Genomic DNA, 16,725 nt, shown 5'->3' with positions numbered 1-16,725 from the left:
AAAATACCCCGGGGGAGGCCCCCAAGGGCCCGGGGCAGCGCCCCTTTGACGCGTCCTCCGCAAGGAGCGCAGAGCGCGTCAGTCCGCGCGGCGGGGCGGCTGGATCGGCACAACGCTGCCGGGATGCGGATCAGACCCGTCCGGCGGGCTTTGCAGTTGCGCCGACAGTTCCGGCAGCAATTCGAACAGCTCGCCGCGCAGCCGCCCCAGATGCGATTTGGCGATGCTTTCCTCGATCTCCACATCGCGGGACCACTGGCGCAGTTCATGCATGACGATCTGGGCATCCTCCAGCCGTGCCTTGAAGGTCTCCAACTCCTCCTGGCGCTGCTGCAGAAACAGCCGGGCGCGGGACACTTTGGCGTCGGAATAGGTTTCTGCCAGCTCGTGGCTGACCTGGCTCATCTGCGACGCCACCTCCAGCACCTGCGGTTCCAGCCCGGCCAGATCGGGGTGCGACCGCAGAAAGGCGAGCCGCTCCTTCACCGCGTCGAACTCTGATGCCAGGGTAAAGATCCCGGCGCGGTCGGCGGCATGGGCCAGCTGATAGGCCTGCAGCACGTCCTCCATCTGCAGCGAAAACCGCCGGTGCGAGGTTTCCAGCGCCAGGATACGCCCGTTGGCAGGCAGGAAAAAAGCCAGCATCACCGCCAGCGCCGTCAGGGTGATCTGTGCGGCAATCCCGGCCTGCGGGTAAATTTCAGCGCCAACCCCGGCCTGCAGGCTGAGCCAGGGCCAGATGCCCGTGGCCGACAGTCCGGTGGCCGCAAGTGCCGCCAGCGCGCCAAAGCAGATCAGCAGGAACGTCAGCCGCATGAATACGGTCTGGGCAGTGAACAGAATTGATTGAACGCCGGACATAGGTCCCCCTCCAGCAGCAATGCAACAGATGCAGGGCCGGCGGGCTGCGGGGGACGCCCGTCAACCGGGCGCAGCGTGCCGGACCCCTGCGATACAGGTGTTCGGCCCTACGAAATGGAGCGGTTCAGCGCCGGATCAAGCTTTCAGCCCGGTGTTTTGCCAATCTTTGCAGTGCGTTCAGTCAGCATCCCCAGCCCCAGCGAAGACAGGATGCACGCCGTGAACAGGTGCAGGCCCCAGGCCGTTTCAATGGTCGCAAGGCCGATCCCCTTGGCCAGCGTGATGTAAAGCGCAATCAGAAAAACATCGGCCATCGCCAGCTTGCCCAGCACATGCAGCACAGGCTGCACCCGTGTATCCAGCAGGTCCCACTGCACCAGCGCCAGGCCGATGGTTTTGAGGTAGGGGGCAAAGATCGCAAAAAATGTCACGATCAGCGCTAGTGCCGCGTCGCTGCCCCATAAGGATTGCAGCCCCGTAAGCACCGAGATTTCGCTGAGGCCGAAGATCGGCAGCAGCCCGGCCCGCATTAAGGGCGCAAACCAGGCGACGGGGTAGAGGATGAGGAGGGAGAGGGTGAGGAGGCGGAGGGGCATGGCGGCTCGTTTTCTGCGGGTTGGTCAAGAATTGTGCCTTCTGCGCCGTGATTGAAAGGGGGAAAACGGCGGCAGCTTACACCGGCCGGGTTACGCAGTGGCCCGGCCAGCGCCCGTCCGCCCCCATGGGCGGGCGCTTCGCTTCCGCCCGCGGACAAGCGATGGCCTGATGCCGGATGCCTCCGGCGGGAGTATTTAGCAAAGGTGAAGTTAGCTTTCTTCTTCATTCTGTGGCTTTGGAAGCTTTTTGATCTCGTCAGGAGCGGGCAAGGCGTCTGGATCGTTGCTTCCTGATCGTGCCAATTGAGCGACTTCGCGCATCCGGTCCACCAGAGGCTTAACGTCGTTACCAAATTTGCCTGCGGCCTCGCCTACTTCTGCCACGCCGCTTAGAACAACGTCCAAAATCCCGAGGCCCGATCTTACCTGAGCTTCAATTGCAGTGATCCGCTTCGCAATGCGGTTTTTGGTTTTATCGTCCAACTCAGTTGTTGAATTATTGAGGTCTCTCATTTCACTGCACAGGGCCAACAGTCTTGCACTATCGTCCTGTGCCAGTTCGAAAGACTGTAACACGTCGTTGGCTAAATTTTCTCTCTTGTTCCTTATCCGCTGTGCGTCGCCAACTCCCAAGAGTTTTTCGATGTAGAACGAACGAGAAGTTGTTACCCTTGAGGAAGATAACTTGGTTGTGCATTCATCAAATATGTCGTTGAGATCGTCATCAAACAAAAAACTGTATGCTTGCAGTGCAGTTAGTCTGCGAACAGAAATATCGCCTTTCATCAGTTTTTGCAGGCTAGCTTCAAATTCATTAAGTAAGTCTTCGTTCAAAATAACACTCCTAAACCTTCACCGCACCGCCTCGATCGGCCCCTCCGCGCGGCCGTGGATGAATTGCTCCATGTATGGATCGCCCGACTGGTCCATATCCCCAACCGGGCCGGTCCACTGGATCACCCCGCCGTGCAGCATCGCCACATTGTCGGCAATGGCGCGGACCGAGGTCATGTCGTGGGTGATGGTCATCGCTGTGGCGCCCATCTCCACCACAATCTCGCGGATCAGGTCGTTGATGACGCCGGACATGATCGGGTCCAGCCCGGTGGTCGGCTCGTCGAAAAAGATGATCTCGGGTTCGGCTGCAATGGCGCGGGCCAGGCCGACGCGTTTCTGCATGCCCCCTGACAGCTCGGCGGGCAGGCGGTCGGCGACGTCTGATTTCAGCCCCACCCGGCGCAGTTTTTCAATTGCGATCCCGCGGGCTTCCTCAGCCGGGCGTTTCAGCGCGCCGCGCAGCAGGCGGAAGGCCACATTCTGCCAGACCGGCAGCGAGTCAAACAGCGCACCGCCCTGAAACAGCATCCCGAACCGCGCCAGGAACTTGTCGCGGTCGCCGGATCCGGACGGCCTGCCATCGACATAGATCTCGCCTGAGTCCGGGGTGATCAGCCCCAGCACGCTTTTCAGCGCCACCGATTTTCCGGTGCCGGAGCCGCCGATGATCACCATCGAGGTGCCCTTGGGGATCTCCAGGTTCATGCCGTTCAGCACAGCATTGTCGCCAAAGGATTTGCGAACGTTTTCCATTCTAATCATTGATCACCTCAAAATCCGTGGGGCGGGGGCTGCGATGCCATGGCACTTTTCCTCGTTCCAAGCGAAAATCCGCGCTGACATCTTCAAGGCTTTGAACGGCATCGTTGAGAACTTGGACCTGATATGTGATTTTGGAGGCATACCGGTCATCAAGCACTTTCTCTCCGGGCGGGATGAGGCCAAACCAGATTTCCGCAGTGCTGCGCTTGTAGTTAGCGACGTACGTGCAAGTTGCGTTTGAGCAATGAAAGCCATCTTCCACTAGGAAGGAAATGGCCTGAGAACGAGTGGAACCGTGCAGCTTTTCAAAGGCGACTGAACGGAGGCGGGCGTCGTTCACACCTGCAGGGGCTTTTGAGCTGAAAGTGCTATCTCGCACAATTCTATATTCCGGCTGAGCACAGCCAGCCAGAACGACTGCTAACGCGAGTGTCCCGCATGTCCGGATCATAGCGAGAAGAACACCCCTGTCAGAACAAAGTTGGCGGCCAGTATCAGCACTGCAGCGGATTCAACAGACCCTTTGGTGGCGCGGCCCACGCCCTGGGCGCCGCGGCCCGACTGCATGCCGTAATAGCAGCCCATCATCGCCGCGATGGTGCCAAAGGCGGCGCCCTTGACCAGAGAGGAGATAATGTCGAGCGGCTCCAGGAAATCTACGGTGTTTTTCAGGTAGGCCGCCGAATTGAAACCGAGGTTCTGCACCGCCACCGTATAGCCGCCCATGATGCCGATAATGTCGCCGACTCCCACCAGCACCGGCACGGTGATCAGCGCCGCCAGCACGCGGGGTGCGACCAGGTATTTCATCGGATGGGTCGAAAGTGTGACCAGCGCGTCGATCTGCTCGGTCACCTTCATGGTGGCGATCTCCGCCGCGATGGATGAGGTCACGCGCGCCGCAATCATCAGCCCGACCAGCACCGGGCCAAGCTCGCGCACCATGCCAATGGCGACGATCTGCGGCACCACCGCCTCGGCATTAAAGCGCGCGCCGCCGGCATAGATCTGCAGTGCCAGCGCGCCGCCGGTGAAGATCGCGGTCAGACCGACAACCGGCAGCGACAGCCAGCCGATGTTCAAAAGCGCCTGCAGCAGCTCGCGCGGGTAATAGGGCGGGCGGACCATATGGCTGAAGGCGCGCAGTGCAAACAGTGCGGCGCGGCCAACAGCAGACAGCCCGGCCAATGCGGTGCGGCCCAGCCGGGCCAGAAGGGCAATAGGGTTCATCCCTGATAAGTCCGTGCATAGCGGTGACCGGTAGAGGTCAGGATTTCATAGCCGATGGTGCCGGCCGCATCGGCCAGCGTGTCCACGGTCTGCTGCTCATTGAGGATCGACAGCGCCTCAGGCACCTCAGCCAGATCGGTCACGTCCACGGTTATCAGATCCATCGAGACCCGGCCTACGACCGGGCAGGGGGTGCGGCCCGCAAAAACCTGGATGCCGCCATTGCCCATCGCCCGGTGCAGCCCGTCGGCATAGCCCGCGGCGACGGTGGCGATGCGGCTGGGGCGCTTGGCTGTCCAGCTGTTGCCGTAACCGGCAGTCTCACCCGGTTCCAGATCGCGCAGCTGAATGACCGGCAGGTCCAGCTGCACCACCGGCAGTGCGTCCTTGAACGGCAGCCCGCCATAAAGCCCGATACCGGGGCGGCAAAGGTCGAAATGGTATTCCGCGCCCAGCAGCATGCCGCCGGTGGCGGCCAGCGAACGGGGGATCTCCAGCCCGTCGGTCATATCGCGGAAGGTTTGCAATTGCTGCGCGTTCATCGCGTGGCCGGGCTCATCGGCGCAGGCCAGATGCGACATCAGCAGAACCGGATTCTGGCCCAGGGCGATCTCGGCCACCGCTGCCCATTCGCTATACTCCATCCCCAGCCGGTTCATGCCGCTGTCCAGCTGCACCCCGAAGGCATGGCCCGGCAGGGCCTCGAAATGGCGCAGCATCTGGTCCAATGAGTTCAGCATCGGCGTCAGCTGGAAATCCTTCAACAGCTTGGCGTCACCCGCCATATGGCCGGAAAACACCGAAATACCGGGGCCGGGGCCAAGCGCACGGCGCAACGCGCCGCCTTCTTCCGCCGCCGCCACAAAGAAATTGCGCGCGCCCGCCTTTGCCAGCGCCTTGCCGACGCGGCCCGCATCCAGGCCATAGCCGTTCGCCTTGACCACGGCTGCGGTTTCGCAGGTGGTCAGCGCATCCAGATTCCGCCAGTTGGTGGCCAGCGCATCCAGGTTGATTGTCAATCTTGCCGTGCTCATGCGGTGTTCATGACATGGGGAGACCGCAGGTCAAGTGGGAAAAACCGGAATGGCGGCAGAGCTCCGCCGCCATCAAACAAATAAGCCCGGTCCAGCGGGGGGGCGGACCGGGCTGGTGCCGGGGCACTGACAATCCTGTGATCTGCCAGGCCCTGGCACAGGTAGACCGGACCCAGGTCCAAACCGGCCGGGATCAGTAGTCTTCCTGCCCCTGCTGCCAGGCTTTGGCCAGGTTGCCAAAGCGGGTGAATTGCGCCTCGAATGTCAGGGTCACGGTGCCGATGGGGCCGTGGCGCTGTTTGCCGACAATGACATCCGCCTTGCCGTGCAGGCTCTCCATCGCCTGCTTCCACTCTTCCATCCTGTCCAGCTCGTGGTCGCCCGGCTTTTCCCGTTCCTTGTAATATTCCTCTCGGAACACAAACATCACCACGTCGGCGTCCTGCTCGATCGAGCCGGATTCCCGCAGGTCCGACAGCTGCGGGCGCTTGTCTTCGCGGTTTTCTACCTGACGCGACAGCTGCGACAGCGCGATCACCGGGATGTTCAATTCCTTGGCAATCGCCTTCATCCCCATTGAGATTTCGGCAATCTCGTTCACCCTGTTTTCGGCCATGCCGCGGCACAGCTGCAGATAGTCGATCACCAGAAGGTCCAGCCCATGCGTCCGCTTCAGGCGGCGCGCCCGTGCGGCCAGCTGCGAAATCGGAATTGCAGGCGTGTCGTCAATGAACAGCGGGCAGCTTTCCAGATCCTTGGCCGCCTGCACAAAGCGGCGGAATTCGCCTTCGGTCATGTCACCCTGGCGGATCTTGTGCGATGAAATCTCAGACGCTTCCGCCAGAATACGCCCGGCCAGCTGCTCGGCGCTCATCTCGAGGCTGAAGAAGCCAACCACGCCGCCGTCCAGTGCGCCCTCCGAACCGTCGGGTTTTATCCCGCGTTTATAGGCCTTGGCGACATTAAAGGCGATGTTGGTCGCCAGCGATGTCTTGCCCATAGAGGGGCGGCCCGCGAGGATCAGAAGGTCCGAGGGATGCAGGCCGCCAAGTTGTTTGTCGAGGTCCATCAGGCCCGTCGAGATGCCGGCCATGCCGCCACCCCGCTGATACGCCTCGTTGGTCACATTAACCGCTTCTGTGACGGCTTTCAGGAACGACTTGAAACCGCTTTCGGTCTGGCCCTGTTCGGCCAGCTGATACAGCGATTGTTCTGCCTCAACGATCTGCTCTTTAGGTTCTGATGCCACGTCAACGCGGCGCGCCTTTTCCGCAATGCTGTGGCCCAGGGCGATCAGCTCGCGCCGGATCGCCAGATCGTAGATCATCTGTGCGTAATCCCGCACCGCAAAGGCCGAGATCGACGCGCCGGCCAGTTTGGCCAGATAGGCCGGACCGCCCAGCTCCTTCAGCCCCTCGTGGTCTTCCAGGAACGCCTTCAGCGTCACTGGCGAGGCCAGCGCGTTCTTGGAAATCCGCGCCGCGGCCACTTCATAGATCCGGGCATGCACCGGATCATAGAAATGCGACGAGTCGATGATCAGCGCGATCTTGTCATAGACCTCGTTGTTGGTCAGGATCGCACCCAAGAGCTGCTGTTCCGCCTCCACCGAATGCGGCAGTTCATTGTCCGGCATCGCAGATTGCGGTGCGGCAGGTTCCGGCATCGGGGCCAGAGGCGGCATATCGCCGTCGAAAGGGGTAATTTCGTTCATCACTGCTCTCGTCACTAAGCCCGCCTTATAGGGCGCCAAGGGCGTTTCTCCTATCTGGGAATCTCTGTGGATCCCTTGTGGATATCCGCACGGGGCCTGTGGGCTGTTTACCGGAAAGGCCAGTATGCCTGCCCTATGCAGACTATATGATGTGGCGCGATCTGGGAAGAAGTCTATATCTGCATCTCAATTGGCGCAGAATATGATTCGAGGCGGCTTTGTCCACAGGCCGCCCCGTAACGCTTTCCCTGGCGTTAAGCGGATTTATGCGCGTCCTGCCAGGCGCGCGGATCCTTCAGGAAGGTTTCCACCTCATCCAGCGTCTCGGTGCTGAACGCGCCTTGCGCGCGGGCTTCGGCCAGCACATCCCACCAGGTGCAAAGATAGTGCAGTTCCACCCCGTGATCGCCGAGGGTCTTGGTGGTTTCCGGGAAGATGTCGTAATAGAAAATCACTGCGGTGTGGCCGCAGCTGGCGCCGGTCTCGCGGATCGCATCGACAAACGACAGCTTCGATCCGCCATCGGTGGTCAGATCCTCGACCAGCAGCACCCGTTCGCCTTCGCTCATCGCACCTTCGATGCGGGCGTTCTTGCCATAGCCCTTGGGCTTCTTGCGCACATAGGTCATCGGCAGTGCCATGCGTTCGGCGACCAGGGCAGCAAAGGGAATGCCCGCAGTCTCACCGCCGGCGATATTGTCGAACGCTTCAAAGCCTGCGTTGCGCATCACGGTGACGGTCATGAAATCCATCAGCGTCGAGCGGATCCGCGGAAAGGAAATCAGCTTGCGGCAGTCGATATAGCTGGGCGAGGGCAGGCCGGAGGCCAGCGTATAAGGTGTCTCGGTGTTAAAGTTCACCGCACCGATTTCCAGCAGCATCCGGGCCGACAGGCGGGCGATTTCTTCTTGAGACGGATAGGACGATGGGATCATGGCGGCAGGCATCCTTTGCGGCAGCGGTTTTGCTGTCCTTAAACCGGAACGCCGCCGGTTTGAACCCCCGGAAGGGCAGCAGGCCAATGCTGCCCTCTGATGTTCAGATCAGACCAAGTTCCATTCCTGGGGGGCTGGGTAGTCTTCGCAGGCCCAGAGTGTTTCAACAACGGGGGCAGGGGTGTCGATGCCGGCAGGCTGCTTGGCTGAAACGAGTACAGGCTACCATTCGGGCAATTCGAAATTGAAATCCGTTTCGTCCAGATCCGCCAGCTGCACATTTTCCAGCGTGATGGTGCTGCCGTGTACGTCCTCGATCACGACGTTTTCGCCGTCTTCCCGGATGTGGTTGTCCAGCAGATCGGTCATATCCGTGATGCTGGACACCGTGCTCAGGTCAATCTTTTCACCGCTGCTGGAGGCATCAAAGTCGGTAATGGTGTCGTCGCCAAACACGTCAAAAAACACAAAAGTGTCGTCGCCTGATCCGCCGGTCAAAAGATCATCGCCATAGCCGCCATCGAGCGTGTCCCGCCCGGAGCCGCCATGCAGGGTATCGTGCCCTGCACCGCCATCCAGCGTATCCCGGCCTTTGCCGCCTTTCAGCGCGTCGTCCCCCCTGCCACCATCCAGGCTGTCCCTGCCTCTGCCGCCGTTCAGCCTGTCTTCGCCCCTTTGGCCGGACAACGTGTCATCGCCTGAAATTCCGGCCAGCTTGTCGCTGCCGGACCCGCCTTTCACAACGTCGTCGCCCGCGCCGCCTTTGATGGTGTCAGCCCCGGCACCGCCCTTCAGCGTATCATCCCGGTCGGTTCCGATGAGCCTGTCGCGTTGCGAAACGTCCACCGTGCCCAGGGCCCACTCCAGGACTTGACCGGGTTGCAGGGAGGTGGTGACAGGGGATCGCTGGGTGATCGAGCCTTCAAAGGCCGCGTAGTCGCTGTAACTGCCAATCTCCGGCAGCGGATCGCCGCTCAGCGCGTAGACAGCCTGGTGAACACTCATGCTGTGCATTGTCAGAACCACGGTCTTGCCGCCGTCCCACGAAATTTCCGACAGCGAGTATCCAGCGTCCAGCGTGCCATACTGCGTTCCGTCAGCGGCCTCGCCTTGGGTCCGCGTCAGGCCGGAAACGTGATCACCGGGTTCGATATCAACCTTGTCTTCGTGAACCCGGGTTGGCGAAAACGTAAACCCTTCGCCATCCGGAACCGTCAGTCTGAGTTTCAGACCGGTCTGCACCCATCCCCCCCCGGCAGGATCGAACAAAGAAAATTTACCGACGCCGAAGCCTGAAAGCGTATAGGTCGTCATAGGTGTTCACCCCAAAAAGAACTTATTTAAATCAAAGTTGAAACTACACTTGCAGGCTCGTCTTTCAAGTGTAAAGCGCCAGCTGTTTGAAATAGCAAACAAAAGGCCCGTGCCGGAGCACAGGCCTTTTTACTGTCTTTCGTCGCCGGCTTTTCAGGCCGGCACCTGCGGTTCGGGATCAGAACAGAAAGTCGTTGCCGGACAGGTCTGCCACCGCGATGTCTTCCAGGGTGATTGTATTGCCCCGGTTGTCGCGGATCACCGCATCGCCGTCATCGTTTTCGGACAGATGGTTGTTCTTCAGATCGCGGAAGTGCTTGATGGTTGCGACATCAGACAGGTCGATCTTTTCTTTGCGCCCCGCCGTCGAGAAGTCGGATACCGTGTCGTCACCAAACGTGCCTTTGAAAATGAACCGGTCTGCACCGCCTTCGCCGGACAACAGATCGTTGCCGCCGTCACCATTGATCCTGTCCTTGCCGCCGCCGCCAAAAATCGTGTCACTTCCGCCCTTGCCGGACAGGGTGTCGTTGCCGGCCAGCCCCATAATGCGGTTGCCGGTGCTGCTGCCGGTAATCTTGTCGCCGCTGTCAGTACCGCGCGCGTTTTCGATGCTTTTCAGCGTGTCGCGGTCGCCAAAGCCGTCAATGGCAAAGCCTTTGGACAGGTTGACAGTTGCGCCGTCCTCGCCGCCATAGCGTTCGTCGCGGTCATAGCGGACCTCATCGCGGCCTTTGCCGCCTTTGATGGTGTCGTTGCCTTCGACCCCGCGGAAGGTGTTGTTTTTGCCGCTGCCGCTAAGACTGTCGTCAAAAGCCGATCCCCGCAGCACTTCGATGCTTTTCAGGGTGTCGGTTCTGCCCCAGCCGTCAGTTGCTTTGCCGGTGCCAAGATGCGCAGTCACGCCATTGGGGTCCCCGGTAAAGGAGACCTGGTCAAAACTGCCAGCGCCGCCGTTATAAGTATCGCGTCCGTCGGAGCTGGAGAAATAGTCGTCTCCCTTGCCGCCGTTAAAGATGTTGCGGCCGGGAGTGCCCCAGAATTCATCGTCCTGGCTTGTGGTTGCGCCGTCGATTGACGACCAAGCGATGCTCTGGCCCGGGCCATAGGCGCCGGTGGGGTCCGACAGGCCGGTGATCGAGTCGTCGAAATCATTCCAGTCAGACAGAGTGCTGATATCCGGTATCTGCGGCCCGTCGATGACAAAGTAAAACTCGGTGTCGCTGTTTCCACCGGTTTCAAAGGCGAGGATCAGCACCGTGCTGGTGCCGCCGGGCCAAGTCACACGGGTGATCTGGGTTTCTTCCGATACCACCGGAAAATTCGGTGCGTCCAGGTTCGTTCCGTCCGCGATGACCTGTTGAATATCGTCCGACACATTGATGATCGCAACACCGTCGGCATCATGGCCGGTGATCGAATAGGAAAATGCCGACGACGCAGAGGAAACGATAATCGATGCGTCGGTCTCTTTTGCCGCTACAGCATCGCCGTTTTCGTAATCAACCCGAAGCCCGCTGAACGTAAATGTTGTCATACCCTTGCCCTTTACCGGAAAATTGCCAGCGCCAATTGCTGGCGGGAACTATTGGCCCAGTAATTGAGTGGGCGCGCTGATTCCGGGCAAGGGCAAGGGGTAAGATCGTAAAGGATTAGTGAACAGGTGTTGCTATTCCGCACGCCAGTGAACATCAAATCCCGGATCGAACACGGTGACAGGCCCATCGCCGGTCTCAATCTTCTCCGGGAAGACCACCGGTGCATCGCTCTTGGCTAAGCTCAGTATCTCGCTGCTCACCGGCAGGCCGTAAAACGCCGGACCGTTTTCCGAGGCAAAGCCCGCAAGCTTGTCCAGCGCGCCTTCCTCTTCGAACACATGCGCCAGCAGGGACATGGTGTTGGTGGCGGTGAAACAGCCGGCACAGCCGCAGCCGCTTTCCTTGTTCGGATCGGTATGGGGCGCGGAATCGGTACCCAGAAAAAACCGCGCATCGCCCGAGGTGGCGGCAACGCGCAACGCCAGACGGTGCTCTTCGCGCTTGGCGACCGGCAGGCAATAGTAATGCGGCTTGATGCCGCCCACCAGGATGTGGTTGCGATTGATGATCAGATGGTGCGTGGTGATTGTCGCCCCCAGATCCGCGGCATTGGATTTCACATAATCGACGCCGTTTTTGGTGGTGATATGCTCCATCACCACGCGCAGGCCGGGGGTGGATTTGCGGATCGGGTCCAGGACCCGGTCGATGAACACCGCCTCGCGGTCGAAAATATCTATATCGGGGTCAGTCACTTCGCCATGCACGCACAGCGGCAGGCCGATCTCAGCCATCTTCTCCAGCACGCCGCGCACCTTGCTGAAATCGCTGACGCCCGAGGCCGAATTGGTGGTGGCCCCCGCCGGGTACAGTTTCACGGCCTTGACCAGCCCGCTGGCGTGCGCCGCGGCGACGTCCGCGGGGTCGGTGTCCTCGGTCAGGTACAGTGTCATCAGCGGTTCAAACGCCATGTCCGCGGGCAGCGCCGCCAGAATGCGGTCGCGGTAGGCCGCGGCCTGCGCCCCGGTCACCACTGGCGGCACCAGGTTCGGCATGATGATTGCGCGGCCGAAATGGCGGGCGGTTTCGGGCAGCACGGCCTCCAGCATCGCGCCATCGCGCAGATGCAGGTGCCAATCGTCGGGGCGGGGGATGGTCAGCGTCTGGGTCATGCTGCCCGCCTAGCACAGAGGCGGGCAGAAAAGAAGCGGATGAATGCGCCCGGGACAGGCGCCGCTCAGGGCTTTGCAGGAAAGGTGAACTCGCCTTCTTCGGCGCGGGTTTCCAGTTCCTGCAGGCGGCGGCGGAACCGCGGGGCCCGCATCCGCTCGGTCACATTGCGGCACAACAGCGCCATCAGGAACGGGCGGTCCTGCCGTTCCAGGTTTTTCAGCAGATTGCGCAGGAAGAAAGAATTGTTGCGGCGGCTGCGCAGCAGCTTGTGAAAGGCGCCGCCGGTCAGCTTGCGGCTGCCTGCCAGCGACAGAATGTGATACAGCATCTCCATTTCGATCAGCCGGGTCTGCACCGCATCGCCCAGATGCGGCACCCGCAGCCGCGTCACGTTCTTGCGTGCAAACAGCGAGGCATGCATGGCGTCCAGCTGTTCCTGCGGGTCATAGATCACATAGGCCTGATCAGCGGCGTCCAGCATGTCGGGTGCATAGCCGTACCGGTCGGTGAAGGACAGGCGCCGCATATCGGCAAACCGGTCATCCCATTCGGTCATCCGCGGGTCCAGGGTCGCCTGCGGCTGCACCGCAACCACCACCGCACCCGGCGAGGCCACCGAATAGGCTGCCGCCGCATAACCGCAGGGGCCCGCACCGTAAAAGATCACTTTGTCGAATTCGTCGAAAAACCCGTCGTCGATCAGCTGGTCGAAAAAACCATAGATACGGCCTTCGCGGAACCAGGTGTCGCCGTCCGAGACCACGCACATATGCGACCAGCCCAGGTTCTTCACCAGGTCAAACCCCAGCGGCTGCGCCTGATCCGACAGGTTATGAATGCCCTGCATGGTTTCAAACGTTACCAAAAGCGTATTGCCCTGGTCGATAAAAGTGGCGAAATGCTTGTCGCCAAGCGGCTGGTACATGCCATGCTCTTCGGCCAGGGCCGCCATCCGGGCCTTCCACTGGGCAGGCTTCAGCCCGGAAAGGTCTTCATCCAGATTTTCAAGTCCGTCCTGCATGCCTGCTGTCCTCTTTGCCCCAAAGGGTTCCTGCCTGCTGTTTGGATTTACATTTAGGTGACAATTAAGGCCAAAATTGGAAAAACCCATGCCTGAATGAGGCAGCGCGCGGTTCTTTCGGCGGCCTTTTGCCAGTGTCGGCAGCGAAGCCTCAGCTGCTGTCCTCCGGAGGCTGCGGAGCGGCTTGGTCCGGAATGGCAAAGCTGCGCAGCAGATCGGCGGCTGCCGGGCTTATCGGGCGGGCAGGGGGCGTCATCAGCAGGCGCGCGAACAGCGCCCGATAGGGTTCCTGTGTCATCAGCCCGGCAAACCGGGCATGGCGCCAGGCCACTGCTCCGCGGTGCAGCCGGGCCAGGTCCGGATCCTCCATCAGCCCGGCCTGAAGACCCGCGCAGTCTGTGCCGTAACGGGCAATAGAGGTATCCTCGGCGCTGCAGTAATTGCGCTCAACCCAGTAATCCATGCCCAGCTCCGCCTGCCGGTTGACCCTTCCGCGGTCGGCCTTCAGCACATAGCTTTCCATCGCCCCCAGCGGGTAATGATTCAGCTGCGCCAGCCGCCCGTTGGGCTGGCCGTAATTGGAAAACAGCCGCTTGGTCTTAAACGCCTTGCCCAGTTCGCGGCCTTCGCAGTCATACCAGCGGAAGCTGTCCAGCTGCGCCGCGCTGCGGATATCACGGGGCCGGTGAACCCCGCATTTCCTGTAGGTGCCGTCATTGCGGTACAGCGTCTTGAACATCACCGCCCGCCATGGCCAGTGAATGACCTCCGGCGCGCAGCGGGTGAATTGCGCGGTCACCGGCGCATCCTTATACCGCACGGCGCCTGCGTTGCCGAACAGCCGCCAGGTCAGCGTCACCGCATCGGCCTCAGGCAGCGCCGCCAGCAGATCCGCCACTTTGCCATCGCCGGTCTTGATGCAGGCGAATTCGTCGATATCCAGCACCAGCACCCAATCGGCCTGCTTCATCAGCGGATGCCGGTCGGCCTGCTTCAATGCGGTGAACTGAATGCCGCCTTTGTCATACGGGCCTTCATTGCGGACATGGACCAGCTGACCCATGTCCTGCAACCGGTCCAGCATGTGATCGGTGCCGTCCTGGCAATCGTTTGAGAACACCAGGAAATCGGTAAACCCTGCAGCCCGGTGATGGGCCAGCCATTCCAGCAGGAACGCGCCCTCATTGCGCACGCACAGAATTGCCAGAACCCGCATCGGCTTCAGTCCTGCCCGCTGACCAAGACGCCGCGCTGCGCTGCCGGGTGATACCGCTTCAGGGGTTGGTTTTTCATGGCTCGGCTTTCTTTCCGCTTCGCCGCCAGTCTTATCCAAAGGCCGCTGCAATACAAACCCTTCCCGCGGCCGCAGCAGCGTCTTCGCAGCGCACGGCTTGACCGATGGCGCGCTGCATGGCCTTTTGACCTTGGCAAAGGGAGGCACAACATGCAGCAGGCGCAATCCATCGGTCAGGTTCAGCAGATGCTGGCAGAGCAGGGCTATGTCTGCGGCAGGTCTCTGGCCACCGTGGTGTTCCTATCGTTGAAACTGGGCCGCCCGCTGTTTCTGGAGGGCGAGGCCGGCACCGGCAAAACCGAGATCGCCAAGGCCATTGCCGCCGCACTGGGCCGCCGCCTGATCCGGCTGCAATGCTACGAGGGGCTGGATGCCGCCAGCGCCGTCTATGAATGGAATTTCGCCGCCCAGATGGTCGCCATCCGCACCGCCGAGGCCGCAGGCAGCGCCGAACGCGCCGCCCTGCAGGCGGAACTCTTCTCCGCCGATTACCTGATCGAACGCCCGCTGTTGCAGGCGATGCGCCCGGATGAGCACGGCGCCCCCGTCCTGCTGATCGACGAAATCGACCGCACCGATGAACCGTTCGAGGCTTTCCTCCTGGAGGCGCTCAGCGATTTCCAGGTGACGATCCCCGAGCTTGGCACCATCCAGGCGCCGGAGCCGCCGATCGTCATCCTCACCTCCAACCGGACGCGGGAAGTGCATGACGCGCTGAAACGCCGCTGTCTCTATCATTGGGTCGACTACCCGGATTTCCCCCGCGAGGTCGAAATCCTTAACGCCCGCGCGCCCAAGGCCAGCCAGCAGCTCAGCCGCGAAATCGTCGCCTTCGTGCAATCCTTGCGCACCGAAGACCTGTTCAAGAAACCGGGGGTCGCCGAAACAATCGACTGGGCCAATTGCCTGCTGGCCCTCGACGTGATCGCCCTCAGCCCCGAGGTCATCGCAGACACCCTGGGCGCCATCCTCAAATACCAGGACGACATCGCCCGCCTGCACGGCTCCGAGGCCAAACGCATCCTGGATCAGGCCCGGGCAAGCCTGGATGCGGCCTGATGGTTCATCTTTCCAGAAATACTCCGGGGGTTTGGGGGCAGCGCCCCCATGAGCTGCCCTAGTGCCTGACACTCCGCCGTTCACCCTGCCGGACCACCCCAAGCTGGTCCAGAACCTCACCCATTTCGCCCGCGCCCTGCGCAAGGCGGGTCTGCCGATCGGTCCGGGCCGGGTGCTGGATGCGGTACAGGCGGTGGCCGCCGCAGGATTCACCAGCCGGACGGATTTCTACTGGGCCTTGCACGCCTGTTTCGTGACCAAGCCCGAGCAACGGGCGGTCTTCGCCCAGGTCTTCCGCCTGTTCTGGCGCGACCCGCGCTATCTGGAACACATGATGGCCGCCATGCTGCCCGCTATCCGCGGCGTACAGGAGGACCGCGCCGCCAAACCGGCGGAAAAACGCGCGGCCGAGGCGCTGCTGGACGGTATGCAGGACCAGCCGGAGACACCGGACAATGATGAGGACGGCACCGAGGTTGAGGTGGACACCACCCTCACCATGTCAGCCGAAGAACGCCTCAGAACCCTCGATTTCGAACAGATGAGCACGTCAGAGATTGCCGCCGCCAAACGCATCCTTGCGCAGCTCACCCTGCCGGTAACACCGATCCAGTCGCGCCGCCTGATGGCCTCAGTGCAGGGGACACGTCCCGACTGGCGCCGCACTTTGCGCAATACAGCCCGCCAGGGCGGCGAATTGCAGCAGATCGCCCGCGCCAAGCGCCGCATCCGCTGGCCAAATCTGGTGGTGCTTTGCGATATCTCCGGCTCGATGAGCCAGTACAGCCGCATCATCCTGCATTTCCTGCACGCCGCCGCCAATGCAAATGGACAAGGCTGGGCCAGGGTGCATGGCTTCACTTTCGGCACCCGGCTGACAAATATCACCCGCCATCTGCATCAGCGCGACGTGGACGCGGCCCTGGCCGCAGCAGGATCAGAGGCGCAGGACTGGGAGGGCGGTACCCGGATCGGCGACTGCCTGCACGCCTTCAACCGCGACTGGTCGCGCCGGGTGATGGGGCAGGGCGCGGTGGTGCTTTTGATCACCGACGGGCTGGACCGCGGCGACCCGGAGGCTTTGGCCCGCGAGATGCAGCGGTTGCAGCTGTCGTCGCGCCGCCTGATCTGGTTGAACCCGCTGTTGCGCTGGGACGGCTTTGCCCCAAGGGCGCAGGGCATCCGCGCCATGCTGCCCTATACCGACAGTTTCCGCGCGGGCCATTCCATCGCCTCGCTGCAGGATCTGGCACAGGTGATCTCCAGCCCCTCCGATGCGGGCGAGAAAGCCAGGCTGGTGGCAATGCTCGATTAACGAATTCCAGAAACGGAATGTTAATTGATCTGGATCAATCCG

At 61.4% G+C, this 16,725-nt stretch carries 16 protein-coding genes; 2 read left to right on the top strand and 14 right to left on the bottom strand.

Annotated features, from left to right (window positions below; translation table 11 throughout):
• Positions 1-78: 78 nt before the first annotated feature.
• From L1069_RS03990 to L1069_RS03920, 14 genes are all read right to left on the bottom strand, one after another.
• The gene (locus L1069_RS03990; protein WP_134829562.1) at positions 79-861 is read right to left on the bottom strand and encodes a DNA repair protein; all 783 of its coding nucleotides are present in this window, start codon (positions 859-861) and stop codon (positions 79-81) included.
• Positions 862-1,004: 143 nt separating this feature from the next.
• Positions 1,005-1,457 (bottom strand): paraquat-inducible protein A, encoded by a 453-nt coding sequence (locus tag L1069_RS03985; protein ID WP_237454858.1) that lies wholly within the window; start codon positions 1,455-1,457, stop codon positions 1,005-1,007.
• 210 nt (positions 1,458-1,667) lie between these two features.
• A complete protein-coding gene (locus tag L1069_RS03980) occupies positions 1,668-2,291 on the bottom strand; it encodes a hypothetical protein (RefSeq protein ID WP_237454857.1) in 624 nt (207 codons plus the stop codon).
• 18 nt (positions 2,292-2,309) lie between these two features.
• A complete protein-coding gene (locus L1069_RS03975; RefSeq protein WP_237454856.1) occupies positions 2,310-3,056 on the bottom strand; it encodes an ATP-binding cassette domain-containing protein in 747 nt (248 codons plus the stop codon).
• Positions 3,049-3,396: a hypothetical protein gene (locus L1069_RS03970; RefSeq protein ID WP_237454855.1), complete on the bottom strand. Its 348-nt coding sequence runs from the start codon at positions 3,394-3,396 to the stop codon at positions 3,049-3,051. The genes L1069_RS03975 and L1069_RS03970 overlap by 8 nt, the downstream gene beginning before the upstream one ends.
• A gap of 107 nt (positions 3,397-3,503) precedes the next feature.
• The gene (locus L1069_RS03965) at positions 3,504-4,286 is read right to left on the bottom strand and encodes an ABC transporter permease (RefSeq protein WP_134829566.1); all 783 of its coding nucleotides are present in this window, start codon (positions 4,284-4,286) and stop codon (positions 3,504-3,506) included.
• Positions 4,283-5,320 (bottom strand): alanine racemase, encoded by a 1,038-nt coding sequence (gene alr / locus L1069_RS03960; protein WP_129371343.1) that lies wholly within the window; start codon positions 5,318-5,320, stop codon positions 4,283-4,285. The genes L1069_RS03965 and alr overlap by 4 nt, the downstream gene beginning before the upstream one ends.
• Positions 5,321-5,513: 193 nt before the next feature.
• Positions 5,514-7,034, bottom strand: a complete 1,521-nt coding sequence (locus tag L1069_RS03955) for a replicative DNA helicase (RefSeq protein WP_237454854.1) — start codon at positions 7,032-7,034, stop codon at positions 5,514-5,516.
• 254 nt (positions 7,035-7,288) lie between these two features.
• The gene (locus L1069_RS03950; protein WP_129371342.1) at positions 7,289-7,969 is read right to left on the bottom strand and encodes an orotate phosphoribosyltransferase; all 681 of its coding nucleotides are present in this window, start codon (positions 7,967-7,969) and stop codon (positions 7,289-7,291) included.
• Between the two features lie 222 nt (positions 7,970-8,191).
• Positions 8,192-9,283, bottom strand: coding sequence for a calcium-binding protein (locus tag L1069_RS24125; protein WP_275423048.1), 1,092 nt, complete (start codon positions 9,281-9,283; stop codon positions 8,192-8,194).
• Between the two features lie 178 nt (positions 9,284-9,461).
• Positions 9,462-10,820, bottom strand: a complete 1,359-nt coding sequence (locus L1069_RS03935; RefSeq protein WP_237454853.1) for a calcium-binding protein — start codon at positions 10,818-10,820, stop codon at positions 9,462-9,464.
• 132 nt (positions 10,821-10,952) lie between these two features.
• Positions 10,953-11,993, bottom strand: a complete 1,041-nt coding sequence (gene pyrC, locus L1069_RS03930; RefSeq protein WP_237454852.1) for a dihydroorotase — start codon at positions 11,991-11,993, stop codon at positions 10,953-10,955.
• A 65-nt stretch (positions 11,994-12,058) separates the two neighbouring features.
• Positions 12,059-13,015, bottom strand: a complete 957-nt coding sequence (locus tag L1069_RS03925) for a phosphoadenosine phosphosulfate reductase (RefSeq protein WP_134829572.1) — start codon at positions 13,013-13,015, stop codon at positions 12,059-12,061.
• Positions 13,016-13,166: 151 nt separating this feature from the next.
• Positions 13,167-14,231: a glycosyltransferase family 2 protein gene (locus L1069_RS03920; RefSeq protein ID WP_237454851.1), complete on the bottom strand. Its 1,065-nt coding sequence runs from the start codon at positions 14,229-14,231 to the stop codon at positions 13,167-13,169.
• Between the two features lie 228 nt (positions 14,232-14,459).
• On the opposite strand from L1069_RS03920, the gene L1069_RS03915 reads away from it, so the two are divergent.
• A complete protein-coding gene (locus tag L1069_RS03915; RefSeq protein ID WP_237454850.1) occupies positions 14,460-15,368 on the top strand; it encodes a MoxR family ATPase in 909 nt (302 codons plus the stop codon).
• 61 nt (positions 15,369-15,429) lie between these two features.
• Entirely contained in the window at positions 15,430-16,683 is a 1,254-nt protein-coding gene (locus L1069_RS03910; protein WP_237454849.1) for a VWA domain-containing protein, read from the top strand.
• Positions 16,684-16,725: the final 42 nt, after the last annotated feature.

This window comes from Leisingera sp. MMG026 (assembly GCF_021654205.1).
Classification (GTDB): Bacteria; Pseudomonadota; Alphaproteobacteria; order Rhodobacterales; family Rhodobacteraceae; genus Leisingera.
Note: the sequence above shows the minus strand (reverse complement) of the source record. Positions and strands in the feature narration are given on the sequence as shown.